Raw genomic sequence first — 25698 nt, forward strand, 5'->3', positions numbered from 1 at the left:
TGTCTCTCTTCGTAATCAGGTCAGGCTGACCGGGTAGGAACCCAGCACCTTGAAGAATGCGGCATTGCTTTGCAGCTCTTCGAGCGCGCGCGCAACGGACGGATTCTGGACGTGGCCTTCGACGTCGACGTAGAAATAGTATTCCCAGGTGCCGGTGCGGGCCGGGCGCGATTCAAAGCGCGTCATCGACACGCCATGCTGCGCCAGGGAGCCAAGCAGGCGGTAGATCGAACCTGCCTTGTGCGGCGCCGCCAATGCCAGCGAGGTACGGTCCTCGCCTGACGGGCCGGCATGCAGCTGGCCGATCACGGCAAAGCGCGTGCGGTTCGACGGGTCGTCCTGGATGTTGGCCTTGACCGTGCCTAAGCTGTATCGCACGCCTGCGCGCTCACCTGCGATGGCCGCCAGCGTGTGATCGTCACGCGCCATGCGCGCCGCTTCGGCGTTGGACGACACGGCGCGGCGTTCCAGATCGGGGTAGTTATTGTTCAACCAGATCTGGCACTGCGCCAGCGCCTGGGCGTGGGCGCAGATGGCGGTGACGCCTTCCATATTACCGGTGCCGGTCAGCAGGCTGTGACGCACGGCGATCGATACTTCGCCACTGATGGTCAGCGGCGTATGCAGCAGCAGGTCCAGCGTGCGGCCGATGGCGCCTTCGGTTGAATTCTCTACTGGCACCACGCCGAATTCGGCGGTGCCGGCTTCGGTCGCGCGGAAGACTTCATCAATCGAGGAGCAGGACAGCACGTCCACCGCAGTGCCGAATTGTTCGTAGACTGCCTGTTCGCTGTAGGTGCCGGCCGGGCCGAGGAAGGCCACGGTGACGCGTTTTTCCAGCGAGCGGCAGGCGGACATGATCTCGCGCCAGATCGTTTGCAGTTCCGCGTTGCCCATCGGGCCGGGGTTGCGTTCGGCGACGCCGCGCAGCACCTGCGCTTCGCGCTCGGGACGGAATACCGGTGCACCGGTTTCCGCTTTGACGTGGCCGACTTCCTGCGCGACCTGGGCGCGCTGGTTCAGCAGGTCGAGGATTTGCGCGTCGATCGTATCGATCTTTTCGCGCAAGGGTTTCAGTTTGTCGTTCATTTGTGTTGACCAGCGAATTCGTTGAGGTAGGCGACGAGCGCTTGCACGCCCTCGATAGGCATCGCGTTGTAAATCGACGCACGCATACCACCGACGGACTTGTGGCCCTTCAGTTGCAGCAGGCCGCGCGCTTTGGCGCCGGCCAGGAATGCTTCGTTCCTGCTTTCGTCCTTCAGGTAGAAGGGCACGTTCATGCGCGAGCGGTTGGATAGCGCTACGCGCGTTTCATAAAAGTCGCTGCCGTCCAGCGCTGCATACAGCAGGTCGGCCTTGGCCTGCGCACGGCGCGACATCTCGGCCACGCCGCCCTGCCGCTTCAGCCACTGGAACACCAGGCCGGCGATATAGATGCCGTAGGTCGGCGGCGTGTTGTACATCGATTCGTTGTCGGCCACCAGCTTGAAGTCGAACGCCGATGGGCAGACCGGCAGTGCCTTGCCCAGCAGGTCTTCGCGGATGATGACGATGGTGACGCCGGCCGGACCGATGTTCTTCTGCGCGCCGGCAAAGATCACGCCATATTTGGCGACGTCGATCTCGCGCGACAGGATGTGCGAGGACATATCGGCAACCAGCGTCACGTCCTGCAGGCGCGGATCGTTGAAGTCCGGCTGGTACTCGACGCCGCCGATGGTCTCGTTGGTGCACATGTGCAGATAAGCTGCGCCGGGCGTGAGCTGCCATTGCGCCTGCGGCGGCACCGCCGTGGTCGACGATGCGGCGATGTTCACGTTGGCGTACTTGCGCGCTTCCTTGATGGATTTCTCCGACCACGAACCGGTGTGAATGAAATCGATGGTTGCACCGTCAGGCTTGTGGCCCAGCAGGTTCAACGGGATCAGGGCGTTCTGCGACAGTCCGCCGCCCTGCATGAACAAGATCTTGTAATTGTCCGGCACTGCCAGCAGCTCGCGCAGGTCGCGCTCCGCTGCCTGGTAAATCGAAATAAACTCCGGTCCGCGGTGGCTCATCTCCATGACGGACATGCCGCTGCCATGCCAGTCCAGCATTTCGGCAGCGGCTTGCGCCAGCACTTCTTTCGGCAATACGGCAGGGCCGGCGGAGAAGTTAAAGATGTGAGTCACGTTGCGATCCTTATGGTGAATGGTGTTACTTGGCTTGTTGCTGCTGCATCTTCTGCATCAGCGGGCCGAGACGGCGCTGCACGATCAACTGGCCCAGCTGCATGCCCTCGCCCATCAGCTTCGGCATCGACGACAGCATCTTGGCGCCCACCGGCGTGCGGTAGAAAGCGGTGATCTGCTTCAGTTCAGCGGCGCTGAAATTGCGCGCGTACAGCGGCACGGTTTCCGCCATGATCTCATCGACCAGCGTCGGGTCGCTCATCACGGCCTGCATGGTGTTGATGGCGCCCGGCAGTTCGGCTTCCATTTGTGCCAGCGCTTTCTGCTTGTCGTCGGCACTGAGTTTGGGGTTGTTCTTGATCGATGCCTCCGCACCGGCATGCATCGAGGCGCCGATGCTTTGCGACATCTGCTGCATGGCGCCGATCATCACGCTGCGGTAGTTCATCGACTCGAACAGTTCCTTGGCGGCGGCCATGGCGGCCGGGTCGGCGGCTGGCGCCTGTGCGTAGACGGGGGCGGCGCCGATCAGCGCCAGCGAAGTCACCAGGCTTGCTACGATTTTTTTCATGTTCTGCATCTCCAAATAAAAAGGGGCCAGTCTGCGCCGCATTACGCGACAGACCTGGCCCCGATGGTCCGGACTTGCGCCCGGATTGGTTCAGCCTTATTCGGCTGCCGCGTCGTCCGGCTTGGAATCCGGGCCCGGTTCCAGTTCGACTTCGTCGATGTCGGTTTCGACCACGCGCTGCAGGCCGGACAGCTTGGTGCCGTCTTCCACTGCAATCAGGGTCACGCCCTGGGTTGCACGGCCCATCTCGCGGATCTCCGACACGCGGGTGCGGATCAGCACACCACCGGTGGTAATCAGCATGATCTCGTCGGTCGAATCGACCAGCGTTGCAGCGACCACGCGGCCATTACGTTCCGAGGTCTGGATCGCAATCATGCCTTTGGTGCCGCGGCCGTGACGGGTGTACTCGGTGATCGGGGTCCGTTTGCCGAAGCCGTTTTCGGTGGCGGTCAGTACCGACTGCTGCTCGTTTTCTGCCACCAGCAGTGCGATCACGCGCTGGCCTTCGTCCAGGTTCATGCCGCGTACACCGCGGGCGTTGCGGCCCATCGGACGCACGTCGTTCTCGTCGAAGCGCACGGCTTTGCCGGAATCGGAGAACAGCATGACATCGTGTTCGCCATCGGTCAGCGCAGCGCCGATCAGGAAGTCGCCATCATCCAGGTCGACCGCAATGATGCCGGCCTTGCGTGGGTTGCTGAAGTCTTTCAGCGGGGTCTTCTTCACGGTGCCCAGGCTGGTCGACATGAAGACGTAGTGGTCTTCCGGGAAGGTCCGGTTTTCGCCCGACAGCGGCAGGATGACCGTGATCTTCTCGTTGTCCGCCAGCGGGAACATGTTGACGATCGGCTTGCCGCGCGAGTTGCGCGAGCCTTGCGGTACTTCCCATACCTTGAGCCAGTACATGCGGCCACGGTCGGAGAAGCACAGGATGTAGTCATGGGTGTTGGCGATGAACAGCTGGTCGATCCAGTCTTCATCCTTGGTCGCCATGGCCTGCTTGCCGCGGCCGCCGCGTTTCTGCGCGCGGTACTCGGAAATCGGCTGCGCCTTCATGTAACCGGTATGCGACAGCGTCACGACCATGTCCTGCGGCGTGATCAGGTCTTCGGTATTGAGGTCGCTGGCGTTGTGCTCGATGTTGGAACGGCGTGGGTCCTTGGCAGGATCGCCGAACTCGGTCACGACCGACGTCATTTCTTCGGTGATGATGGTGGTCACGCGCGATGGCGTGGCCAGGATGTCCAGCAGGTCGGCGATTTCCGCCATTACGTCTTTGTACTCGTTGACGATCTTGTCCTGTTCCAGGCCGGTCAGGCGTTGCAGGCGCATTTGCAGGATCTCTTGCGCCTGGTCGTCGGACAGCTTGTACATGCCATCGGACTGGATGCCGTAGTGCTTCGGCAGGTGTTCCGGACGGAAGGCTTCGATACCACCCACGGTGGTGCCTTCGCCGGTACGGGCCAACATCTCGCGCACCAGCGACGAGTCCCACGAACGGTCCATCAGGGCCGCTTTTGCCACTGGCGGCGTCGGCGCGGCCTTGATCAGCGCGATGAATTCATCGATGTTGGCCAGTGCCACTGCCAGGCCTTCCAGCACGTGGCCGCGTTCGCGCGCCTTGCGCAGTTCGAACACGGTACGGCGCGTCACCACTTCGCGGCGGTGCGACAGGAAGCACGACAGCATTTCCTTCAGGTTCAGCAGGCGCGGCTGGCCGTCGACCAGTGCCACCATATTCATGCCGAAGGTGTCTTGCAGCTGGGTTTGCTTGTACAGGTTATTCAGTACCACTTCCGGCACTTCACCGCGCTTGAGCTCGATGACCACGCGCATGCCCGATTTATCGGATTCGTCGCGGATGTCGGAAATGCCGTCCAGCTTCTTGTCGCGCACGTTTTCAGCGATGCGTTCCAGCAGCGATTTCTTGTTGACCTGATACGGCAGCTCGTCAACGATGATGGCGGTGCGGCCACCGTCCTTGCCGTATTCTTCGTAGTGGGTCTTGGCGCGCATCACCACGCGGCCACGGCCGGTGCGGTAGCCATCGCGTACGCCGGAGACGCCATAAATGGTGCCGCCGGTCGGGAAGTCTGGCGCCGGGATCAGTTCGATCAGTTCGTCAATCGAGCAATCCGGGTTTTGCAGCACGTGCAGCGCGCCGGCAATCACTTCATGCAGATTGTGCGGCGGGATGTTGGTGGCCATACCCACCGCGATACCGGACGAACCGTTGATCAGCAGGTTGGGAATGCGGGTCGGCAGAACGGTCGGTTCTTTTTCCTTGCCGTCATAGTTGGGCTGGAAGTCGACCGTGTCCTTGTCGATGTCGGCCAGCAGTTCGCTGGAAATCTTGTCCAGGCGGCACTCGGTGTAACGCATTGCTGCCGCGCCGTCGCCGTCGACCGAGCCAAAGTTACCCTGGCCATCGACCAGCATATAGCGCAGCGAGAAGTCCTGCGCCATCCGCACCAGCGTGTCGTAAATCGAGGCGTCGCCGTGCGGGTGGTACTTACCCATGGTGTCGCCCACCACACGGGCGCACTTCACGTACGCGCGGTTCCACACATAATTGGATTCGTGCATCGAGTACAAGACCCGGCGGTGCACCGGCTTCAGGCCGTCACGCACGTCCGGCAAGGCGCGGCCGACGATGACGCTCATGGCGTAATCGAGGTAGCTCTTGCGCATCTCTTCTTCGAGGGAAATAGGGATTGTTTCTTTTGCGAATTGATCCATTGGCGGGTCGTTTTACTGTGGTTTGTTAAGCCTCCCCGAGGGAAAGGCAAGCGTACGATTTTAGCATGCGCGCACGGCAACTAGCGGAATTCCGCTTCCCGCCCGCCGCCATGCGGTGTTGCGGCCTACCACGCACGGTAACAAGTTGTAATATTCATGACACATTACTCAATTATTATCGACAATCCCGTTGCAACAAAACAACATTTTAGTCGAACCTGAAAAGGTGCCATGTTGGAGCCTTTTAAACGACTTTAATCGCTTGTGGCAAAATGGACGAGAAGTCAATTGCTTGTTTCGCAAGCGGAAAACGGTGTCGACGCCCCTGCGTGGTAGAATTCGCCCCACGCAAAGAACTACGTCGCGCAGTTTTCTGCAGATATCACCCCGAAAGGAAGAAAAATATGAAAAAACTGATTTCGATGCTGGCCATCTCGGCTGCATTTGCCGGCTCGGCCATCGCGCAAACCGCGCCAACCGCGCCACCGTATGCGCCTGTCACCCAGGACATCAAAGCAGCAACGCCGAAAAGCGCCTACGTGCAAGACGCACGCGGCATCATCGCCCGTGATCCATTCGGTCTGTGCTGGCGCACCGGCTACTGGACCCCGGCTGATGCCGTGCCAGGTTGCGATCTGCCGATCTGCGTCGAGCCAGAGAAACTGGAAAACGGCAAGTGCGTAGCACCACCGCCGCCACCAGCAGCGCCAGCACCGGCACCAGCACCAACCCCGGCGCCGACCCCAGTACCAGTACCAGTGCCAACCGCACAAAAAGTGAGCTTCGCTGCTGACGCGTTCTTCGACTTCGACAAAGCTGTGCTGAAACCAGAAGGTAAAGCCAAGCTGGACGACGTGACCTCGAAACTGGGTTCGATCAATCTGGAAGTCATCATCGCCGTCGGTCACACTGACTCGGTCGGTACCGATGAATACAACCAGAAGCTGTCGGTACGCCGTGCAGAAGCTGTCAAAGCCTACATCATCTCGAAAGGCGTTGAAGCCAACCGCGTGTACACCGAAGGTAAAGGCGAGAAACAACCTGTAGCAGACAACAAAACTGCTGAAGGCCGCGCTAAAAACCGTCGCGTAGAAATCGAAGTGGTCGGCACCAGCAAGTAATTCGCTGCCCGCACACTGGAAAGCCCCGCCTTGCGGGGCTTTTTTTATACCCCTCAGCAAAAAGGGGTCTGACCCCGTACGGGGTCAGACCCCTGCATGCGCAGTGCGGGGTAGAATAGCGCATTCCATCTGCACAGAACAACATGAACGCCGATCCATTAGAACTGCAAAAATTCTCCGAACTGGCCCATCGCTGGTGGGACCCGACCTCCGAGTTCCGTCCGCTGCACGAGATCAACCCGCTGCGCCTTGAATGGATCAACGCGCGCGCGCCGCTGGCCGGCAAGAACGTGATCGACATTGGCTGCGGTGGCGGCATCCTCAGCGAATCGATGGCGCGCAAGGGCGCCACCGTCACCGGCATCGACCTGGGCGAAAAAGCGCTCAAGGTAGCCGACCTGCATTCGCTAGAATCGGGTGTGCAAGTGCGCTACAAGCTCATCGCCGCAGAAGACATGGCCGCGCAGGAAGCCGGCCAGTACGATGTGGTGACCTGCATGGAAATGCTGGAACACGTGCCGGACCCGGCCGCCATCGTGCGCGCCTGCGCGGCGCTGGTGAAGCCAGGCGGCCAAGTCTTCTTCTCGACGCTGAACCGCAATCCCAAGTCCTACCTGTTTGCCGTGATCGGCGCCGAGTACATCCTGCGCATGCTGCCGAAAGGCACGCATGACTATGAAAAATTCATCACGCCGTCCGAGCTGTCGCAGTTCATCCGCAGCGCCGGGCTGGAAGTGCAAGGCTTCAAGGGCATGGGCTACAACCCGCTGACCAAGATTTACTCGCTCAACGACGACACCAGCGTCAATTACCTGGTGGCTGCACGCCGTCCACTGGCATGAGCACCATGACCTTGCCTGCCGCACCGCGCGCCATCCTGTTCGACCTGGATGGCACCCTGGCCGATACCGCGCCCGACCTGGCCGCCGCCGTGAACCTGCTGCGCACCGCGCGTGGTCTGGCGCCGACCGCCTATGAGATCCTGCGTCCCACCGCTTCTGCCGGCGCGCGCGGCATGATCGGCGCATCCTTCGGCCTGAAGCCCGAGGATGAGGGCTATATCGAACTGCGCGACGGCTTCTTCAGCAATTACGAAGCCGCCATGGCCGTGCACAGCGGCCTGTTTGATGGCATTGCCGCGCTGCTGGCCGGTATCGAGGCAGCAGGCCTGCAATGGGGCATCGTTACCAACAAGTCCAAGCGCTTTACCGATCCGCTGCTGCCGCAGATCGGCCTGGCGCACGCCGCCTGCGCCATCTCGGGCGACACCACGCCGCATCCCAAGCCGCATCCGGCGCCCCTGCTGGAAGCGGCCAAACGCCTGAATCTGGCGCCAGAGCAATGCTGGTATGTGGGCGACGACCTGCGTGACATCCAGGCTGGCAAGGCGGCGGGCATGCTGACCATCGCCTGCGGCTGGGGCTATTGCGGCCCGACCGAACCGCAACATTGGCAGGCCGACTATCTGTTCCAGCACCCCGCCGAACTGTTGGTATTGATGCAGAACACACTGTCAGGCGGCGCGCTGGCGGCCTAAAGTTAAATGATAACGCTAACCGTTGTATAGACGACTCATTAGTGTGCTTTGCCTATATTTTGAGCAAAATAGTTATTGCCGTACGGACAGAGTAGGTATAGTCTGCGCCCTGACTGCGTAGAATTACTTATTTCCTGAAAGCCACGACCTCGCTGATTAGGAAGAGAGAGACAGTCACCCTTTATCTCAACTTCCTATCAGGAGCATCATGAATTTTCCTGAGCTGGCTGCCCAAAACCCGCAGCTTTACTCTGACAATACGACCATCCTGCCGCAGCGCACCGAAGCCCCGCAGAGCTGGATGGTCCGCGTGACCGACGCCAAATACCACTGGTACGACCTGCTGGCCGGCTTTACCCAGAAGCCGGACCTGCACGACCCCGTTGGCCGCTACATGCGCCGCATGCAGTTCGAACTGGATGCCGCAGCGGAGAAGCGCCATCTGTTCTTTGCCGTCACCCGTCCGCGCGTGCGTTTCGACGTCACCGGCGTGGTGCAATGGGGCTTCTTCTCGCTCAAGCTGACGCTGCCGCTGCTGGTGGGGGCGGACGCCCGCAAGGAAACCATCTCGGTGGAACTCAAGGTGCCGTTCGCGGCCACCATGAAAAAACCGACCGTGATTCTGGCCGAAGACTTCATCAGCCTGAACTGGGGCGGCCTGGTCGAAGTATTTTCCGTGCACGACCTGCTGCAGACCTATGCCCACACGCTCAAGCTGCCAAGCAAGGTCATGTACGTAGGCCAGACCCGCGATCCGGACGGCCGCCTGGCCAAAGGCCGCCTGCCCGCCCTGCACAAGGTGCGCGCGCAATTTGGCGCCGACTATGACATCCTATTGCTGCTGGTGGGCATGGAAGTGGACGTCAACTGCGCCGAAGGCGATCCCGCCGCACAGCCGCACAACGAGCATCCGCTGGCGGCCGACGCGCTGCAGGCGGAGCGCATGGACGTGATCGAAGCGGCGCTGATCCGCCACTTCGAAGGCAGCACGCCGCGCTGGCGCACCAGCGACGAGCGCAAGACGCGTAGCGAACGCCTGGACGCCGTGCAGGCATGCAACCAGCTGGCGCAATACACCATCGATCTGCAATTGCCGGAAACCGGCTTTTACAACTACCTGTGCTCGGAATTTGTCACCGCGTCCAGGCAGCACCTGCTGAGCTGCTACATCGCCGACGGCCAGGCCCAAGTGGCCGTCATGCCACGGCCGGACGCCGCCAAACGCACTAAAAGCTGAGTAGTGTTACATTGAGTGAACAGGCGCTTGCGACCATATTTCCACATGGAAATATTTTGCCGCAAGCACTATAATCACCTCACTATGACATCCCTGGAGCGCGCAACATGACCAATGACGACGACGATTACCCCGATCCGTCGCCGGAAGAACTGGGCATAGGCGCGCTGTTCGAGGAAGCGCCCGAACCCTTCCACGACCTGATGGCGCCACCGCCGGACGCGATGGAAGAACTGTTGCCGCTGATGCCGCAACGGACCGCCGCGCCGCAGACCTGGGTGGTCACGGTGGCCGACGCCAAATTCCACTGGTATGACCTGATCGCCGGCTTCCCGGAAGTGCCGGACATCCGCGATCCGGTCGGCCGTCACCTGCGCCGCATGCAGTTCGACCTGGAAGCGACCAGCGAAAAGCGCCTCATCTACTTTGCCGTCAACCGCCCGCGCGTGCGCTTCGACACCACGCGCAGCACCAGCTGGGGCTTCTTCTCGCTCAAGCTGACCGTGCCGCTGCTGGTGGGGCCGGAAGAGAAAAAGGAATCGCTGACCATCGAGCTGGAGGTGCCGTTTGCCGCCACGCTGAAAAAACCGTCGGTGGTGCTGACCGACCGCTTCATCACGCTCAACTGGGGCGGCCTGATTGAAGCGCTGTCGATCCACGATGTTCTGCAGCAGTACGAGAATCAGCTGAACTACAAGACCGAGGTACAGTACGTCGGCCAGACCAAGGACCCGCTGGGCCGGCTGGCACGCGCGCGTTTGACGCCAGTGCAGCGCGTGCACCAGAAGTTCAGCGAAGACAACGACATGCTGCTGCTGATCCAGCGCTTCAATGTCGAAGTCATGTCGGACGACGGCGACCCGGCCGAGATGGAAGTCAACCAGAATCCGGTGGCGGCGGACATGCTGCTCAAGGACCGCATCGACGTGGTGGAATGCGCGCTGATACGCTACTTTGAAGGCCCGGAAATGCACGGCCGCAGCGACAAGGAAGCGGACATCCGCAAGCAGCGCCTGCGCGATGTGCAGGCTGCCAACAACCTGCAAAACTTCCGCATCGACCTGCGGCTCGAAGAGTCAGGCAAGTACCACGACCTGTACTCGCGTCACGCGGGCGTATCGCGCAGCCACATCATCGACTGCACGATCGCCGATGGCAACGTCATCATCACCCGCGTGCCGGACAAAGCCAAGCCTTAAACCGCGGCCAGCGCCTGCTCAAGGTCTGCGAGCAGGTCATCGCTGTGTTCAATGCCGATCGACAGGCGCACCGTATCCACCGTTACCCCGGCTTTCGCCAGCTCTTCCTCATTGAGCTGACGGTGCGTGGTGGTGGCCGGATGGCAGGCCAGCGATTTGGCGTCGCCGATATTGACCAGGCGCGTGAACAGCTTGAGCGCATCCTGGAAGCGCGTGCCGCCCTCGACGCCGCCTTCGACGCCAAAAGTCAGCAGGCCGGACGAGCGGCCGCCCAGGTATTTGCGCGCCAGCGGATAATCCTTGTGATCTTCCAGGCCGGCGTAATTGACCCACTTCACCTTCGCGTGCTGGCCCAGGAACTGCGCCACCTTGCGCGTGTTCTCGACGATGCGTTCCATGCGCAGCGCCAGCGTCTCGATCCCCTGCAAAATCAAAAAGGCATTGAACGGCGACAGCGCTGCGCCAGTATTCCGCAACGGCACCACGCGTGCGCGGCCGATATAAGCGGCAGGCCCCAGCGCGTCGGTGTAGACCACACCATGGTAGGACACATCCGGCTCGTTGAGGCGCTTGAAGCGCTCCTTGTGCTGCGCCCACGGGAACTTGCCCGAGTCGACAATGGCGCCGCCGATGGAATTGCCATGGCCGCCCAGGTACTTGGTCAGCGAATGCACCACGATGTCGGCGCCGTGCTCGATGGGGCGCAGCAGATAAGGCGTGGCGACGGTGTTATCGACGATCAGCGGCACGCCGTGCTGGTGGGCGATGGCGGCAATCGCGGCGATGTCGGTGATATTGCCGAGCGGGTTGCCAATCGATTCAATGAACACGGCCTTGGTGCGCTCGTCGATCAGCTTGGCGAAGGATGCGGGATCGCGCGCATCGGCAAAGCGCGTGGTAATGCCGAACTGCGGCAGCGTGTGCGCGAACAGGTTGTAGGTGCCGCCATACAGCGTGGCGGCGGAGACGATGTTGTCGCCCGCTTCGGCGATGGTCTGGATCGCATACGTGATGGCAGCCTGGCCGGACGCCAGCGCCAGCGCGGCAATCCCGCCTTCCAGCGCCGCGACACGCTCTTCCAGCACGTTCTGCGTCGGGTTCATGATGCGGGTGTAGATGTTGCCCTGCACTTTAAGATCGAACAGGTCAGCGCCATGCTGGGTGTCGTCAAAGGCGTAAGCGACGGTCTGGTAGATGGGCACGGCGACGGCGCGCGTGGTCGGGTCCGGGCGGTAGCCGCCGTGGACGGCGATGGTTTCCAGTTTCATGCTGTCTCCTTGGGTGGTGGACTTAGCAAAATAGCATGGAAGGCCATGGCGTGACCAAGAATGATTCCAAAAATGCAAATGCGCAATCCGGATAAGCTATGCTGTCACAAAACGGAGCACTGGCACGTCTACGCTGCATGATGACTGATACGACGACTTTTAACGCGCTGCGTCCGCGGCTGTTCTCAATTGCCTACCGCATGCTGGGTGTGCGCGCCGATGCCGAGGACGTGGTGCAGGATGCATGGCTACGCTGGCACGGCAGCGCGCAGGAAGCCGTGCAATCGGCGGAAGCGTGGCTGGTGACCATCACCACCCGGCTGGCCATCGACCGCCTGCGCGGCCGCCTTGCAGAATGTGAGTCCTATGTGGGCTGGTGGCTGCCCGAACCCATCGTCGAGCTGGACGAACACACGCCGGAAAGCCATGCGGAGCTGGCCAGTGAAGTGTCGATGGCATTTCTGTGGGTGCTCGAGCGTTTGTCGCCCGAGGAGCGCGCGGCGTTTCTGATGCGGCAGGTGTTCGACCACGACTACGCCGATGTCGCGGCAGTACTGGGCAAAAGCGAAGCGGCGTGCCGGCAGATGGTGCACCGCGCGCAGGAACGCGTGCAGCAGCAAAAGCCACGCTTCGAGATACCACGCGAGCAGCATCAGGCGCTGCTGGGCCGCTTCATCGCCGCCGCCCAGATCGGCGACCGCGCGGCCATGAAAACCATGCTGGCGGACGATGTACAGCTGGTGGCCGATGGCGGCGGCAAGGTCAACTCCTATCTGCACATCCTGCACGGCGCGGGACGCGTGGCGGGATCGTTCTGGTCGCTGGAGCACCAGTATCCGCAGCAGGTGGTGTACCGCCAGGCCCGTGTCAACGGCGGCCCGGGGCTGGTGCGCTATGTGAACGGCAAACTGGAGTCGGCGCAATCCATCGTCATCGAAAACGACCGCATCGCCGCCGTGCTCATCGTGCGCAATCCGGATAAGTTGACCGGCGTCCCACAGACTATTTTCTGAACGCTGTCACAAGCTGCGAAGCTGGCCCGTCTTACAGGGTATGGAGCGCGCACGGTGCGCCCTCCCCTTACTCTGAAAGGCATCACCATGAACCAAGCCCGCATCCCTTTCTTCAAACTCGCACCGGCCAATATGCAGGCCATGATTACGTTGTCCGGCACCGTCAAGAAAAGCTCGCTCGGCCCGCGCCTGGTGGAGCTGATCAACCTGCGCATCTCACAGATCAACGGCTGCGGCGTGTGCGTCGACATGCACTGGCGCGACCTCATCAAGCAGGAAGTCGAACCACGCCACCTGAACGCCATCGCCGGCTGGCGCGAGGCGCCGGCATCGTTCTTCAGCGAACGCGAACGCGCTGCGCTGAACTGGGCCGAAGCGGTGAACGCCCTGCCCCACAAACATCCTGGCGACGCTGATTTCGATTTACTGAAAAGCCATTTCAGCGACAACGAAATCGCCGAAATGAGCTACGCAATTGCGGTGATCCGAGGTTGGAACGTGATCAACGCCAGCCTGCACAGCCAGATCCCGGAAGTGCCACCGCCAGGCATGTAACTAGGCAGGCGGCGGCAGTACATTTACCACGACGCCGCCAGCATCAATCTGATAAGGCACGCGCACTGCATTTCCACTGAAATCACTTGGATCGCGGGTGATAACAGTCAGGCCCAAAGTCTGTGCAGTCGCGCTGATGATTGCGTCAGGAAGCCGAATCTGTCGGCGCGGAGTCGCCATTAAGCCGGTCATGCGGATCTGCACTGCGGCGAGTGCAATCGCATCGTTCGTATGGATGACATTGACCGCCAAGCGGGTCAAAAAAGTTTGGAATTGAACTGCCTGAACTGGTTGAACACACCCGACCATTACCTCCATCCAGGTAATTGCACTGATGGTGATATCCGAATAATAACTAGCCTCTGTACGTGCCTGCGGCACGCCATTCATTATGTCGACCAGGATATTCGAATCAAACAAGACTTTTACCATTCGGCACGTACCTGCTGTTGGTACTTCAAGCCATCGGCAGGAATGTCGGTACGGCCTTTCCAGATGCCGAAAATGAGATCGATTGCCTGCAGACGCACTTGGCGATCAGCCTCCAATTGGGTCGTTTTTTCGCCTTGTTCGTTTTTCAACGGTCCCTTGGAACTCTTCATTGTTGGCGTATCCATCTGACTTCTCCTTCCACAGGAGTTCACAGTCTATACCTTGGACATAAAATCTTCTTTCGCACAGATTGAGCTGGTGCAGAAAAAGAGCACAAAAACAAAGGCCCTGAAGCTTGCGCAACGAGGCCTTTTGTTCTTCCAGCCGAATGGTGGAGACGGCGGGATTCTGCAATCTCCACCATCTATACATGTCAACATCGAGCTGAGTCACCATCTTTGGATTCAAGTTTGTAAAAGCCTCAACCTTCACTACCGTCGAGAGGCATCCTAAATGAATACCCCTACACTTATTCCCTCAGTGGCGGAATTTCTTGCGAAGATATTGCCGCCTCCCGGATACGAAGGCCATATCGTTGTGGAAAGAAGTAGTGTTCTCGTTTGGATACGGCGTGAAGACATTCAGCCGGGAGATTCACTCTGCTTTTATGACGGCGACTGTCGCGAAGTGTTCAAGCCTGACGACCCTCGGCTAAAAACTCTCATGAAGTAAAATCGACGACGTGTTTAAGCGAACTCCTCATCGGAGTCGTTTATAACGAAACGAATGGTGGGGGCGAAAGTAGCTTAATTGCTATGCTTGGTCCGTTCTTGGGATGCTGACTTGGCGTTCCAAGCCAAACCGGGCAGGCAAAAAAGAAAAGCCGTTGACGAATCAACGGCTTTTCGAATTTGTGGTGGAGACGGCGGGAGTCTCCAGTCTCCACCATCGGCACTCATAAGCTTTTGATTCTACAGGGCTGCTCACCTCGATCAGGCCGCACTTTGCACCCCGTTTGGGGTGCAGACTCGGGGTATTCTAGCACCAACCAAGCCGGACGCTCGGCGGAGTTCCTCTGAGTGTATCGGGAATCAACCCCCAGTCCCTATCCACTCTACGCGCGAAACGATGGAGAGTATTCCCCCGGTGAAATACTCTCCGAAAGGTCCGGGTTTTGTACCAGATAGTATTCCCTGTGAGAAATACTATTTGAAAGGCCCGGATTTTGTACTTACAACATTGATACAGATTGTCCTACTTGGAACTGAGGTCAGCTACCAGGTTCATCACCTGGGCGGTGATGCGCCCAAGTGATGAACCTGAGAACCAGCCCTACCACTCGGCGCGTTGCTCCAACTGAAATGCCAAGCCATCGACCACCCCGCCCTCGCGGTGCAGTCGATTCAGACTCCTGAGGCGAGTCAGCGCTTCACGGCGCGCGGCGCGCTGGGCCTCGGTCAAAACAATCGCCGGTTTAGAGCGGCGCTCCTCAAGCTCGGCGTCAGTTGACCTCTGCTGTCCAGTCAGCATCGTGCCGCATTGTTTGCAAAAGTAACCAGTGACATTACCGCCTGCGTGCGCACGGCCCTCGTGGGTGTAGTACATCGCTTTACTCTCATGGACGACGTTGTCACCGCCGCAGTTTGGGCAATTCATAATTAAATCTCCTTTCAGTAATAACGTCGTGGTGAATAACGGCGATTGACAAATGACTTCGACGCGCTCGGTCTGCCTGCGGCCGCGTGGCAGAGGTACGACTTGGCGGCCTGCCTCCATCTCCGGCACCGTCATCGACGCCACGATCCACGAAACGCCGTTGCGCATCGATTGGCTGGATGATTTCTACCGTCTGTCAGGATACCAATTGCATCACCTGCTGTTCGACTTTGGCGGAGACCTTCGGCGGCGAATTCCCCTATGAGAAGTGGGTAGGCATGCCTATGAACGGAGCGTGTTTTTCGCTCTGCGGCGACATGTCACCGGCACGCTCGCGAAGGTCCAAAAACGGAGCTTGAGACGCCCGCCGTAAACCGTTTGTTCTTTTTGTGTGCAAAGATTGACGCAGTTTCATCACAAAAAAGGACACCAAAATGACCAGCAACGCCGTTGAGAAAACCGTAGCCAACGCGCCCGAAATCGTCGCCGCCTTCGGACAGAACCCTACCGCCGCCCATCAGTTCATCATCCTGGTCGCGATCGTGGCCCTGTTCGCCCTCGCCTGGCGTGGCCGGCGGTGACGACCGGCGTATTAATCTTATCCGGTCCATGCACAGCAACTTCACTCGACTTCATCATCAACTGCTATTACACCACCACGCAAGCAGATTCTCGAATTTGCATCGCGGTTTTTCTCTCGCATGCCATACCGGAAGTCGTTTTTTTCTAGGACTTTCATTTTCAGCCGGGGGCGCGCCAGGAGGCCGACAGAGTGAGCTGCGCCCGCCTGCTCATTCAGGCCTGCTCAATGATTACGTCATCTACCTTCGCCGGCGCTGACTCCACCTAGCGGACGAGCTGGCGGCCGGCCCCCGATTGCCCATCCCAGACGAGTCGGGGCAGCCGCACTACCGGATCATGCTGCGCGCTGAGACTGCAGGCGGTGGATGGAACCTCAAGCTGCACGACGCGGAGGGCAATGAGGTTGGCAGCGGCGTTTTCCCGCTAATCGTCAACGAGGGCGCCGAAGTGGCCTGGTGGAAGAGTCTCAAGGAAGAGGAGCGCCACCGCTGGATGCGGCGGGCGGAAAGCGCCCCGACCGTGACCGGGGCGTATTTGGCGTACCTTTCGGACGAGTCGTACTTGGACGCGCAGATGGCGGGCGATGAATAGTTGGACGGTCAGGCGTAGCTGGCCAGCGCCCTAAATTTACGCCAGCTTGGCAGGTGCCGCGGGGGCCGGAGTGACTGGGAGTACCGTTGTGGTGGCTGCAACGGGCGCCGGCGCAGACACCTTGGGAACCCATACCTTCTTCACCGTGCCGTCCGCCTGGGGCGTGTCGACCAATTGGCCCTGGTACGGCGTTTTCACCACTGCGCCCTTAAAATCCGGTGCGTTGCGGGTCAACAGCGTCCGGCCAGACATTACGGCAGTCGCCCCAATGATGGAATCGGCCAGCTGCTTCTTGCCGTACCCTCGCCCGGTCTTTGGATTCTTGTTGAAGTTCGCCGCCAGCTTGATGATGGCGTCGTCCGTGTGAATCATCTGGACCGTGCCGGCGCTCTTGCCGGCTGCAAGGAACGCCTCAAACATGCCGGATTCCGCCGGCGTGCAGCCCGACGCTACCTCCGCATAGGTAATGGCGGCAAGGGCAATGTCGATGTGGGTGTCCAGAACTCTCCGGGCGTCAGGAACGCCATTTAGCAGGTCGATGAAAATGTTGGTGTCGATGATGACTGGATCGGTTATTACCATGCTTCACGCATCTTTTTTTGATATTCAACGCCATCAATCGGGCCTTCTTCGCTGTTGCCCCACAGGCCGGCAATCATGGCGACGGCCTTGCGGTGCTTCTCCAGCTTCTCAAGATCCACATGATCCTTGGTCTTGCTCGGCGCGACTACGGCACGCGCTACGGCCCCAATGTTGACGCCCGCAGGCTCCGCGCCCGCAATGTCGTACATCATGCCTGGGTACACCGTACCCTTAATTTTCACCGTCGGGTCCAGAGCGGGCACAACAACTCCGGTGCGACGGGCGGCTACCACATCCAAGCGTTGAAGCAACAAGGCGTCCAAGCTGCGCACCGTCAGGCTACGCGGCCCTTTGTCTTGGCGCACTCTCTTACGCAAACCGCCGGCTAGACCTCCTTTTGGGATGCTTGGCGCACTCATAATTTTCTCCAGATAAAATACCGCAATACTGCCCGGTTACACGTACAGAATACCATTGTTGCAGGTAGTGTGCTTCATTTCTAGTCAACTTGCCTGGTCACTTAGGTAGGCGTTTCGCTGCCCAAGCATGCAGCCAGGCGTTGACCACGGCGCGCTCCCGGCCCAGCCTGAATTTGCCGGTGTCGAGGTTAAGGGTGCGGCACATGTCCCAGCCATCGGTCACGCTGCACTCGCCAGCCAGGCGTATCAGCGCGTCTTTCGGTAGGCTTGCCAGGTACTGCGTTATCTCGGCAGCGCGCGGGCAACCGCCGACGTTGATGTAGTACAGCGCTTTAGCCTCATGGATTACGTCTTTACTATCGCAGACAGAACAACTCATTTATGCCCTCATCTTGGTTGCATAGCGAAGATACGATGACGACACTCAGGCGGAATACGATTGCCTCCATGTTGCCGCCCTTCGCATAGCATAAAGCGTATCACAGGACTTTCAATGGTTATGGACGGTCCATGCGATCGATCATCCCACCCAAAGCGATCCATTCGTCAGCATATGTAATGTGCTCTGCCCATCCATTAGCAGGCTTAAACGCCTTATCATGGGTGCCGCGAAACCACGTCGCGTGAAAACCTGCCAAGTCCGAGTATTTCCCATTGCCACGCTTTCGCGATACGAAGATGGAGATCGAGCACCCTGCCCGTTCCAGCCCGTCGAATTTCACAGCTTGCTCACATAACGCCTCGCCATTGTTGGCAATGACAAGATTATGTCGCTTGAACAGGCGCGCTAGATTCTTGTCCTGACCAGGAACCGGAACGACTGCCAGTACGCTCACATCATGGCGATCAATCGCACGATTGATCTTATCTATATCGATGGACTCGCCAAGTTTTTCAACTTCTGGGGAGAGCACATATTTCGATGTACCGGCGGTCTCTTCACCACCTGGCGTCAACGTCTGAACTGAATTATCTTCTGGTCCGGCAAAGGGTTTGTCGCCAGATAGCGCAGTACTTATTACGCTATATGCAATAAAAAATACGATCAGTAAGACAATCAATCCCACCGCGAACTTCACAATACTAAAAATCAGTTCGATTGATGCAGCGATGCGTGGAAGTAAAACAGGAGCGCCTTCGCCCGAGTGCTTCAGATCATTCATTTATTCAAGTAACTAGATTCTTTTGAAAACCATCTGCGATAGCCGTAGGCATAAAGCAGTTCCGGGTGGAAACAATTAGATTGAGCAGTGTACTTGACGACCAACTGTAGATTCTCACCAAATATCACATCGAAAGCGATGCAGCACTGCAGGGGTACTCCGACCGTCGTCGTAAGGTGATTTTCAAATTGCCCCCTTAGTTTTCAAAGCCTATGCCATACCGGAAGTCGTTTTTTTCTAGGACTTTCACTTTCCGCCAGGGCCGCGCCAGGAGACTGCCAGAGTGAGCCGCGACCGCCTGTTCGCTCTGGCCAACTCAATACTCGCGTCATTCTGAACGCCGCTACTCGGACTCGAGAGATTTCGCGTATTTTCCAGATGAGCAAGATGTTATTCTGTCTGGTCACCGGCCGAGTTAGGCCAGAAACAGAAGTTCAGCTATAAAGTTCACCGGCCAGCTGACAGGCGACACAGCAGAAGCTTGTAGAGTGCGCCAACACGCGGGTACTACATCGAACGGACACGCATATCGCAAAAACACCTCGAAGTAAAGAAACGGCATCATTACGTCTGGGCGTCATACTTAGCTCGATGGGGTAGTGGCACGAACAATGTCTTCTACACTACCAAGACTGGCAAAATCGCCCAAGATAGCGTTCGCGCTATTGTTGTTGAGGACTATTTCTATAAAATCACTACGCTTACTAGATGGCATGTCGAAGTGATTGACCGCTTCTCACGGAAAAGCCCTGACGATCTCCATCAACAGCACATGTCGCTCCTTCGTGAATTTTTGAAGGTGCAGCAGGCAGAGGCTATGTACCGTAAGTCTGGCAAGCTGAATCAGGAAGCAGAATTACATTTTCATGCATTGAATTGCAGCCTATTAGAAAATCTCCACGCTGAGCACGAAAAACTGGCGCGTCCAGTGCTGGAAGCGCTTGCCGAAGAAAATCTCGGGGTGTTGCAGGATGATTCTCACATGATGAATTTCATGGCGTTCTTCGGTCATCAAATTTCCCGTACAAAGCCTTTTCGAGATGGCGTAATTCAAGTTCTTTCTCGAAGCAATGCTCTTGAGATTCAAGTGGCTCTTGCAATGGAGCATGTATGGTGGTTTCTGAGTTATATGTTTGGGATGAATCTTGGACGTAATCTATTCTTGGATCGTCGCAGCGCTAGACATGCGCTACTGATAAATGACACGAGTGTGCCGTTCATCACGTCTGATCAACCTATCGTCAATGTGCACCCGTCTGTTTCAATGACAGACTTCACCCCGCCGGAGCATTCTGACTTCTATTATCCAATCTCGCCTCGAATCGCTTACATCATCTGCGATTCCGCGCGGTTCACTGCGGGAAAGAATAAAATTAATGAGGATGCTGTTATTGAATTTAATTCCAAAGTGGCGGCTCGAGCTAGAGTGCACATTATCGGTAACACTTCTGAAGCAATTACGCCCTTTCAAAACTTCATCGCTAGGAGCTACCAGAAAGCCCCTGACCGTCGTGTGGTCGCCTGACAGGCAAAGCCGAACGCTCACCGCATAAGGCGGCAGGTTATTATTGAGCGTTCCAATTCTTGACGTGGATGGGTAGCCGCGCCCCGCTTGATGATGACGCGGAGCTTGGGGTCGATGTGAATCCGTTCGTCCTGCACATATACGCATCACTGGCCGAACAGGAGCGCAAGTTGATCTCTGAGCGCACCAAGGCGGCGCTGGCGGTCAGGAAGGCTTCTGGCGTGGTCTTGGGTAACAAGACCAACCTGCCCGATGCGCAGGCGAAGGGCCGAGAGGCGCGGGAGCTGGCCTCCGTCGAGTTTGCGAAGAAGATGAAGGGCCATCTGGGCAACCTCCGCGAAGGCATGAGCTTGAACGCGATTGCCGCCCACCTGAACCAGATGGGCGTGCCGACGATACGAGGCGGCAAGTGGACGGCGAAGGCCGTAAGCCGTGTTCAGGAATGGGCAGCCTGATTTTACAACTGGCCTGTATTCGCAGGCCTTCAACGGCAACCGCGAGAACTTCGCTACGAATGCTTCTGATAAAAGGCCTTTACGTCCGCCCGCCGCATCCGCTTCGATACCTCACCGATATCCACCCCCAGATCTTCGTATGATCTACTTGCTATAAGTATCCCCCCGGACGCTTGCAGTGCAAACGCAGCCATTTCCTTTGGGATGGCCCGGGTCTTAGTCATAACGCAATCAAACACAATGCCGTTCAATACGACCGATTGCAGAACAAGAGTATTGTCATACATTCCCCTACTCATCGGGAAAAGAATCCCAGGAAGAAATTGCCCATCGAGTAAACCTTTTGACAGCAAGATGGGAAACTCCGTCTCCGCAGGCACTGCTGCTTGGTCCAGCAAATTTCTGAATTGTTCTTCATAGGGGCCTAAGCTGTATGAACCAAACAGCTTATGTTTTGCTATGCTCATTCGCCAGAAGATAGAAATGACGGCCATTTTCACACTAGAATAATCTACCCCCGAAACGGCAGTTACTATGCCGTGCTGAGTCGCCTTGCAAGTCGTATAAGCCCCCGATACAACCTGGCTTACAAACTGACTCAGCTTTCCCTCCCACTTGGATAACTTTGTCTCGCAGTTCGCGCAGAGGAGGTCTTCTCGATATCCCTTTTGTTCAATCGCCAATCGCTTTTCATCCTCCAGTGGAATTGCTGTGAACTTATGCGACTTCGTATAAACCCTTTTGTAGAAAAACTCAGGAACAATATGTGATCCCAGTAAGGTCGCTCCTGCCGTTTGGCAAAGCCTACATGTGCCGATGCTTGACATTCATTTTCCTTATTTGATTGAGATGCCTCTGGTGGGCAAACATCATTTTTTCCGTTTTGCCTGACGCGAAAGCGAATCGTTTAGTGCGGCCAGATCGGGCGTATGCGCCGCCAACTGGTTGTAGTCGATAATTCCATCAAAGTTGAGCGCCGCGATGGCATCATACCGATCCTTTGCGGCATAGTCGTTTTGCATATCGCCATAGCCGTCGTGAGTGTCTTCTAGCAGGCTATGGCCAACGACTACCTTCCGCAGTTCCTTCGGCACCATCTTTGACCGCATACGTCCAACGGCACCGTGCCTGAAACTCTGGAAGACCAGAGCCGGGTCTGTCAGCCCAATGCGGTCGCAGTATCGACCAAACTGCTTTGACGCAGGCTGGCCAGGGCCATCACGGCCACCGACTAGGTCGGGGAACAGCCTGGTCATTCCTGCGCCGCGCAGAGCGTCCGCATACTCCAGCAAACCTAACTCGACAAGACGGGGATGGATAGGAACCAACCGGCGCGCAGCTTCGGTTTTGAGCGCCTTCGCAGCCAAGACGTTCACGAGTTCGGCCTCCTCGTCTGGGTCAGGCAAGTCGGTGACGTTGAAGCAATGGACGCCAGCGTGCATCTCCAAATCGGCCAAGTTTAGCTGCGCAATCTCGTTGATACGCATACCGGTATGAGCACCGATCAAGGGCACCCAAAACATATATAGGCTGGGCTGATTACTGACGCCCAGCGTGTTCGGATCAAACACAGTACGCAGTTCGTCATCAGTGAAAGCGCGCCGCTTTGTTGCGGCTACTTTCCGCTTCTTGGTGAGCTTGATACGCTCCAGCAACTTGAACGGCGGCTTCCCTCCCTCTCGGCGGAAGGCCCACTCCAAGAATACGTTGGTCCGGCGCGCAATGTTCTTCGCGCTCTGTGGGCTGATCGGTGCAAGGCCGAGCGCCACCATCTCATCTATCGAAAGACTGCGCAGGTTGGCCAGCTTCGTGCTGTTGGCCGGCAGCTTGACAATGACGTCCTCAAACCTGTTCTGCTCCTGGACACCCAGCTGTTGCAGAGGCTTGTCGCCAACGATCTTGATAAAAGTATTGATGGCCGCGCGGTAGGCCTCCAATGACTTTTCGTTAGGCGTTTGCTCAACTGGAATGGCATCGAAGTACGGTTCGATATACGCCGACATTGGCACCGCGCGCGCCACTGACGAGGGATCTAGTTTGGCCCCACCGGCGGCTGAGTGCGAGTTCGTCGCCTGAAGCACTAATGCAAGCTCTCGCCGGTGCTGCTCCGTCTGCCGGCGCGACATTAGCTCCAGTTGATCCACCTTGGCGTCCAACTCATCAATGACAGCCTGGTAGCGCAGTTGCACCTTTTTGATTTTCATCATCTCCATCAGCTTGGCGGTCTGAGGAGAATATTCTTTATCTTCTTGATCGAACATTGACTGCTGCCGTATTTCTCGAAACGCAAGGGACAGTGATTGCGCAGCGTCCGTCGCGTCCTGGACTGAGGCGGTGCCCAGGGCGCGGTAGACTTCGCGCGACGCGAAATGATGGCGAACGTCCGATGGAATTGCAATGCGGAAATGTAAAGTTCCTGACCGGCTGCGGTGTAGATGTGAAGGTAGCTTGATCGCCATGCCCTGCTCCGATTTGGGGTGCTGATTTGGGGTTCAAGGCCAAATCGGGCAGGCAAAAAGAAAAAGCCGTTGACGAATCAACGGCTTATGAGATTTTTGGTGGAGACGGCGGGAATCGAACCCGCGTCCGCAAGCACTCCACAGACAGTTCTACATACTTAGCACTATCATTTAATTTAACCGGTATGGCACGGATGTGCACGTTACATACAAGCGATTCACCTTAGATTTAGCGCTGCTTCAAGTGACCCGTTACAGCGCGATTCCCTGTAAATGACTCCTTGACTTTTAACGGTCCGCCCCAGGGAAGAAGCGTTTAGGAGCTAACAGCCCTTAGGCTGCCAGTGCGTACGAGTTATCGTTTGCAGTTATTGATTTCTGGGTGTATTTACGAGGTAACCAGGCCTCGGTATGCCCTGCTCTGCTTTGCAACCCACGTCGAAGCCAGGTCGTCCCCACAGACTTCGTATTCTACCGTAATTTGCCGCCCCCCGCTATGCACGTCAAACGCCCGTCATATTCGGCCGTTATGATGGCTGCAGTTCTCACATAGAACGACCATTTAGCGCCCCATGCGGGCGGCTCTACCGGCGCCGGCGGTCGGGAAATATACCGGCACCATTTACCTTAGATGGTCTTGATCAGCAACGCAGCCATGCCTAGCATGCTGGTGAGCATAAGACCTACCAGCCAGCGGAACTGGGCATCGTTATGGTTGCGCAGTTCATCGATTTTGGCTTCGATGAGCCTGAAATTATCGTGAGTCTCCTTACGCAGCTCATCAATGCGTTCGTTGACTTCTTTGCGCAACTGATTAATGCGCTCGTACGTTTCTATACGCAACGCATCGATGCGGGCATTAACTTCGCGGAAATTCCCGTCGACGTTGCGAAAGTTGGCATTAACGTTACGAAAGTTCGCGTCTACTTGCCGGAAGTCGGCTCTGACCTCCTGGAAGCGGACATTCATTTCTGCCCTGAGCGTGTCGTTGGCGTGGTCCATGGCTTCATCCTCGTGTGCACGATTACGGTTGTCAAGCTGGGCCGGTATGGCGCAAACGTGCGGCCTGTTGTTGCGGCGCAGCACGCGCTACAGGATTTGTGAATTTATCGCTAACAACGTATTAAAATGACAGTGTCATCATTCCAGCTTCCACCACGCCATGCCTGATGCCGCCGTCCAAGCTGTCCCCGGCCCCAAGAAACGCGGACGCCCGCAAAAGGGTGAAGGCGGCGGCCTGCGCGCGGAACTCATCGAGAAGTCCGCCCAGCTGTTCCGCACCAAGGGCTATGACAACACTACCGTGCGCGATATCGCGGCGGCCACCGGCATTCAGGCCGGCAGCTGGTTTTATCACTTCAAGACCAAGCAGGAAATCCTGGCCGCCATCATGGAGCAAGGCATGCAGCGTTCGCTGGCGCAGATTGAGGAGATCGCCGCCCAGCAGCTGCCGCCGGGCGCCATGCTGCAGCGTTTGGTGGAGACGCATCTGCACACTTTGCTGGCGCCCGATCACCATTTCATCGCGGTGCTGCTGTATGAATGGCGCTCGCTGGACGAGGCCTCGCGCGCGCGCATTGTCGCGCTCAAGGATCAGTACGAGGCGGTATGGGACCGCGCCATCGCAGCCCTGCACCATTCGGGCGACTGGAGCACGCCGTCGCAGTTCGACCGCCTGCTGATTTTCGGCGCGCTGAACTGGACCGTGCAATGGTACAAGCCGGGCAATGGCGCCGACGTCCAGGAGCTGGCGCGCCAGGCCATGCGTTTCATCCTGCGCACGCCTGCCGTAGTTGAGGCACAATAGCACCATACTTCACTGCCAGGAACGTTTATGATTTACGAAGTCGCCGAGCTCTACATCAAGTCCGACGCCCACGACGCCTTCCAGGCCGCCGTGCGCGAAGCAGTGCCGATTTTCAAGGCGGCCACCGGTTGCCTGTCGATGCGCCTTGATCGCGATATTGAAGTGCCGGACACGTACCATCTGGTGATCGGCTGGGCGACGCTGGAAAACCATACCGTCGATTTTCGCGGCAGCGCCGGTTTCCAGGCCTGGCGCGGGCTGGTGGGCAGCCACTTTGCCCTGCCGCCGAAAGTGGAGCATTTTACAACCGTGGTGGCGGGTTTTTAAGCGCCGCCGCGCACTAATGAGTCTCAACAGGAGGCCATCATGAGCCGCACCATCCATCGCAATTTCGAGCAGGTCGCGGACGCCGAGAGCGCCCGCAGCGCCCTGTTGTCCAGCGGTTTTCCGCAGTCCAGCGTCAAGCTGACCAAGCACACCACGCCGGCGCCCAATGTGGCCACCAGCACGGTCGGCAATCTGCTCGACTCCCTGACACCGGGCGGGCCGGCCGCCGCCGCTGCCGCGCGCCAGCGCAGTGGCGCCATGCTGACCGTCGATATCTACGATGACGACGATCAGGATAAGGCCGACTCCATCATGGGCGGCTACGGCGCCAAAGACGCTTAAG

29 protein-coding genes and 1 other RNA gene are annotated in these 25698 nt (G+C 58.1%); 14 read left to right on the forward strand and 16 right to left on the reverse strand.

The annotated features are described in order from the left end of the window. Positions 1 to 15: 15 nt before the first annotated feature. From pheA to gyrA, 4 genes are all read right to left on the reverse strand, one after another. Positions 16 to 1089 carry a prephenate dehydratase gene (gene pheA / locus GTP58_RS30255; RefSeq protein ID WP_072787200.1) on the reverse strand — a complete coding sequence of 358 codons (1074 nt, stop codon included), beginning with the start codon at positions 1087 to 1089 and terminating at the stop codon, positions 16 to 18. Beyond that, positions 1086 to 2174, reverse strand: a complete 1089-nt coding sequence (serC, locus tag GTP58_RS30260; protein ID WP_161080624.1) for a 3-phosphoserine/phosphohydroxythreonine transaminase — start codon at positions 2172 to 2174, stop codon at positions 1086 to 1088. Before serC ends, pheA begins: the two co-directional genes overlap by 4 nt. Positions 2175 to 2199: 25 nt before the next feature. After that, the gene (locus tag GTP58_RS30265; protein WP_161080625.1) at positions 2200 to 2745 is read right to left on the reverse strand and encodes a DUF2059 domain-containing protein; all 546 of its coding nucleotides are present in this window, start codon (positions 2743 to 2745) and stop codon (positions 2200 to 2202) included. Positions 2746 to 2841: 96 nt separating this feature from the next. After that, positions 2842 to 5487 carry a DNA gyrase subunit A gene (gene gyrA / locus GTP58_RS30270; RefSeq protein ID WP_161080626.1) on the reverse strand — a complete coding sequence of 882 codons (2646 nt, stop codon included), beginning with the start codon at positions 5485 to 5487 and terminating at the stop codon, positions 2842 to 2844. Positions 5488 to 5891: 404 nt separating this feature from the next. On the opposite strand from gyrA, the gene ompA reads away from it, so the two are divergent. The 5 genes from ompA (at position 5892) to GTP58_RS30295 (ending at position 10581) form a co-directional block, all read left to right on the forward strand. Then, on the forward strand, positions 5892 to 6608 hold the full coding sequence (gene ompA / locus GTP58_RS30275; protein ID WP_072787203.1) for an outer membrane protein OmpA: 717 nt from the start codon (positions 5892 to 5894) through the stop codon (positions 6606 to 6608). Between the two features lie 143 nt (positions 6609 to 6751). Then, entirely contained in the window at positions 6752 to 7450 is a 699-nt protein-coding gene (gene ubiG, locus GTP58_RS30280) for a bifunctional 2-polyprenyl-6-hydroxyphenol methylase/3-demethylubiquinol 3-O-methyltransferase UbiG (RefSeq protein ID WP_072787204.1), read from the forward strand. Between the two features lie 5 nt (positions 7451 to 7455). Further along, on the forward strand, positions 7456 to 8145 hold the full coding sequence (locus GTP58_RS30285; RefSeq protein WP_072787205.1) for an HAD-IA family hydrolase: 690 nt from the start codon (positions 7456 to 7458) through the stop codon (positions 8143 to 8145). Positions 8146 to 8353: 208 nt separating this feature from the next. Then, positions 8354 to 9382 carry a hypothetical protein gene (locus tag GTP58_RS30290; protein WP_161080627.1) on the forward strand — a complete coding sequence of 343 codons (1029 nt, stop codon included), beginning with the start codon at positions 8354 to 8356 and terminating at the stop codon, positions 9380 to 9382. Between the two features lie 107 nt (positions 9383 to 9489). Next, positions 9490 to 10581 carry a hypothetical protein gene (locus tag GTP58_RS30295; protein WP_161080628.1) on the forward strand — a complete coding sequence of 364 codons (1092 nt, stop codon included), beginning with the start codon at positions 9490 to 9492 and terminating at the stop codon, positions 10579 to 10581. Here the strand turns inward: GTP58_RS30295 and GTP58_RS30300 are convergent. Then, the gene (locus GTP58_RS30300) at positions 10578 to 11849 is read right to left on the reverse strand and encodes an O-acetylhomoserine aminocarboxypropyltransferase/cysteine synthase family protein (protein ID WP_161080629.1); all 1272 of its coding nucleotides are present in this window, start codon (positions 11847 to 11849) and stop codon (positions 10578 to 10580) included. The genes GTP58_RS30295 and GTP58_RS30300 overlap by 4 nt on opposite strands. Before the next feature lie 140 nt (positions 11850 to 11989). Here GTP58_RS30300 and GTP58_RS30305 point away from each other — a divergent pair, with 140 nt between their 5' ends. Continuing rightward, positions 11990 to 12862: an RNA polymerase sigma-70 factor gene (locus tag GTP58_RS30305; protein ID WP_161080688.1), complete on the forward strand. Its 873-nt coding sequence runs from the start codon at positions 11990 to 11992 to the stop codon at positions 12860 to 12862. Between the two features lie 87 nt (positions 12863 to 12949). Next, on the forward strand, positions 12950 to 13417 hold the full coding sequence (locus tag GTP58_RS30310) for a carboxymuconolactone decarboxylase family protein (protein ID WP_161080630.1): 468 nt from the start codon (positions 12950 to 12952) through the stop codon (positions 13415 to 13417). Here the strand turns inward: GTP58_RS30310 and GTP58_RS30315 are convergent, their stop codons facing one another. The 3 genes from GTP58_RS30315 to GTP58_RS30325 form a co-directional block, all read right to left on the reverse strand. Continuing rightward, positions 13418 to 13849, reverse strand: coding sequence for a PIN domain-containing protein (locus GTP58_RS30315; RefSeq protein ID WP_161080631.1), 432 nt, complete (start codon positions 13847 to 13849; stop codon positions 13418 to 13420). Further along, positions 13843 to 14034: a hypothetical protein gene (locus GTP58_RS30320; protein WP_161080632.1), complete on the reverse strand. Its 192-nt coding sequence runs from the start codon at positions 14032 to 14034 to the stop codon at positions 13843 to 13845. The genes GTP58_RS30315 and GTP58_RS30320 overlap by 7 nt, the downstream gene beginning before the upstream one ends. A gap of 1087 nt (positions 14035 to 15121) precedes the next feature. Further along, a complete protein-coding gene (locus GTP58_RS30325; protein ID WP_161080633.1) occupies positions 15122 to 15613 on the reverse strand; it encodes a type II toxin-antitoxin system MqsA family antitoxin in 492 nt (163 codons plus the stop codon). A gap of 266 nt (positions 15614 to 15879) precedes the next feature. Between GTP58_RS30325 and GTP58_RS30330 the strand changes: the two genes are divergently transcribed. Next, on the forward strand, positions 15880 to 16026 hold the full coding sequence (locus GTP58_RS30330) for a hypothetical protein (RefSeq protein ID WP_161080634.1): 147 nt from the start codon (positions 15880 to 15882) through the stop codon (positions 16024 to 16026). A gap of 337 nt (positions 16027 to 16363) precedes the next feature. Continuing rightward, positions 16364 to 16618, forward strand: coding sequence for a hypothetical protein (locus GTP58_RS30335; protein WP_161080635.1), 255 nt, complete (start codon positions 16364 to 16366; stop codon positions 16616 to 16618). A gap of 36 nt (positions 16619 to 16654) precedes the next feature. Here the strand turns inward: GTP58_RS30335 and GTP58_RS30340 are convergent, their stop codons facing one another. The 4 genes from GTP58_RS30340 to GTP58_RS30355 all read right to left on the reverse strand — a co-directional run bounded on the left by GTP58_RS30340 (position 16655) and on the right by GTP58_RS30355 (position 18782). Beyond that, on the reverse strand, positions 16655 to 17200 hold the full coding sequence (locus GTP58_RS30340) for a PIN domain-containing protein (RefSeq protein ID WP_161080636.1): 546 nt from the start codon (positions 17198 to 17200) through the stop codon (positions 16655 to 16657). Beyond that, positions 17194 to 17619, reverse strand: coding sequence for a hypothetical protein (locus tag GTP58_RS30345; protein WP_161080637.1), 426 nt, complete (start codon positions 17617 to 17619; stop codon positions 17194 to 17196). Before GTP58_RS30345 ends, GTP58_RS30340 begins: the two co-directional genes overlap by 7 nt. 97 nt (positions 17620 to 17716) lie before the next feature. Next, positions 17717 to 17998, reverse strand: coding sequence for a hypothetical protein (locus GTP58_RS30350; protein WP_161080638.1), 282 nt, complete (start codon positions 17996 to 17998; stop codon positions 17717 to 17719). 118 nt (positions 17999 to 18116) lie between these two features. Beyond that, on the reverse strand, positions 18117 to 18782 hold the full coding sequence (locus GTP58_RS30355) for a hypothetical protein (RefSeq protein ID WP_161080639.1): 666 nt from the start codon (positions 18780 to 18782) through the stop codon (positions 18117 to 18119). Between the two features lie 526 nt (positions 18783 to 19308). Between GTP58_RS30355 and GTP58_RS30360 the strand changes: the two genes are divergently transcribed. Both GTP58_RS30360 and GTP58_RS30365 read left to right on the forward strand, forming a co-directional pair. Beyond that, complete coding sequence (locus tag GTP58_RS30360) at positions 19309 to 20307, forward strand: DUF4238 domain-containing protein (RefSeq protein ID WP_161080689.1); 999 nt, start codon at positions 19309 to 19311, stop codon at positions 20305 to 20307. A gap of 116 nt (positions 20308 to 20423) precedes the next feature. After that, positions 20424 to 20762, forward strand: a complete 339-nt coding sequence (locus GTP58_RS30365; protein WP_161080640.1) for a recombinase family protein — start codon at positions 20424 to 20426, stop codon at positions 20760 to 20762. Positions 20763 to 20815: 53 nt separating this feature from the next. On the opposite strand, the gene GTP58_RS30370 is transcribed toward GTP58_RS30365, so the two are convergent. From GTP58_RS30370 to GTP58_RS30385, 4 genes are all read right to left on the reverse strand, one after another. Further along, on the reverse strand, positions 20816 to 21589 hold the full coding sequence (locus tag GTP58_RS30370; RefSeq protein ID WP_161080641.1) for a hypothetical protein: 774 nt from the start codon (positions 21587 to 21589) through the stop codon (positions 20816 to 20818). 42 nt (positions 21590 to 21631) lie between these two features. Next, positions 21632 to 23221 carry a site-specific integrase gene (locus GTP58_RS30375; RefSeq protein ID WP_161080642.1) on the reverse strand — a complete coding sequence of 530 codons (1590 nt, stop codon included), beginning with the start codon at positions 23219 to 23221 and terminating at the stop codon, positions 21632 to 21634. Positions 23222 to 23318: 97 nt separating this feature from the next. Further along, positions 23319 to 23678, reverse strand: a transfer-messenger RNA (tmRNA) gene (gene ssrA, locus GTP58_RS30380). 170 nt (positions 23679 to 23848) lie between these two features. Continuing rightward, positions 23849 to 24223, reverse strand: coding sequence for a hypothetical protein (locus GTP58_RS30385; protein WP_161080643.1), 375 nt, complete (start codon positions 24221 to 24223; stop codon positions 23849 to 23851). A 160-nt stretch (positions 24224 to 24383) separates the two neighbouring features. Here GTP58_RS30385 and GTP58_RS30390 point away from each other — a divergent pair, with 160 nt between their 5' ends. Genes GTP58_RS30390 through GTP58_RS30400 form a run of 3 tightly spaced genes read left to right on the forward strand, consistent with a single transcriptional unit; the run spans position 24384 to position 25697 of the window. Next, positions 24384 to 25028 (forward strand): TetR/AcrR family transcriptional regulator, encoded by a 645-nt coding sequence (locus tag GTP58_RS30390; protein ID WP_161080644.1) that lies wholly within the window; start codon positions 24384 to 24386, stop codon positions 25026 to 25028. 27 nt (positions 25029 to 25055) lie between these two features. Continuing rightward, positions 25056 to 25355 (forward strand): antibiotic biosynthesis monooxygenase, encoded by a 300-nt coding sequence (locus GTP58_RS30395; RefSeq protein WP_161080645.1) that lies wholly within the window; start codon positions 25056 to 25058, stop codon positions 25353 to 25355. A 39-nt stretch (positions 25356 to 25394) separates the two neighbouring features. Then, positions 25395 to 25697 (forward strand): hypothetical protein, encoded by a 303-nt coding sequence (locus tag GTP58_RS30400; protein WP_161080646.1) that lies wholly within the window; start codon positions 25395 to 25397, stop codon positions 25695 to 25697. The last annotated feature ends 1 nt before the right edge of the window (position 25698 follow it).

The sequence above is a fragment of the Duganella sp. CY15W genome, assembly GCF_009857555.1.
Lineage (GTDB): Bacteria > Pseudomonadota > Gammaproteobacteria > Burkholderiales > Burkholderiaceae_D > Rugamonas > Rugamonas sacchari.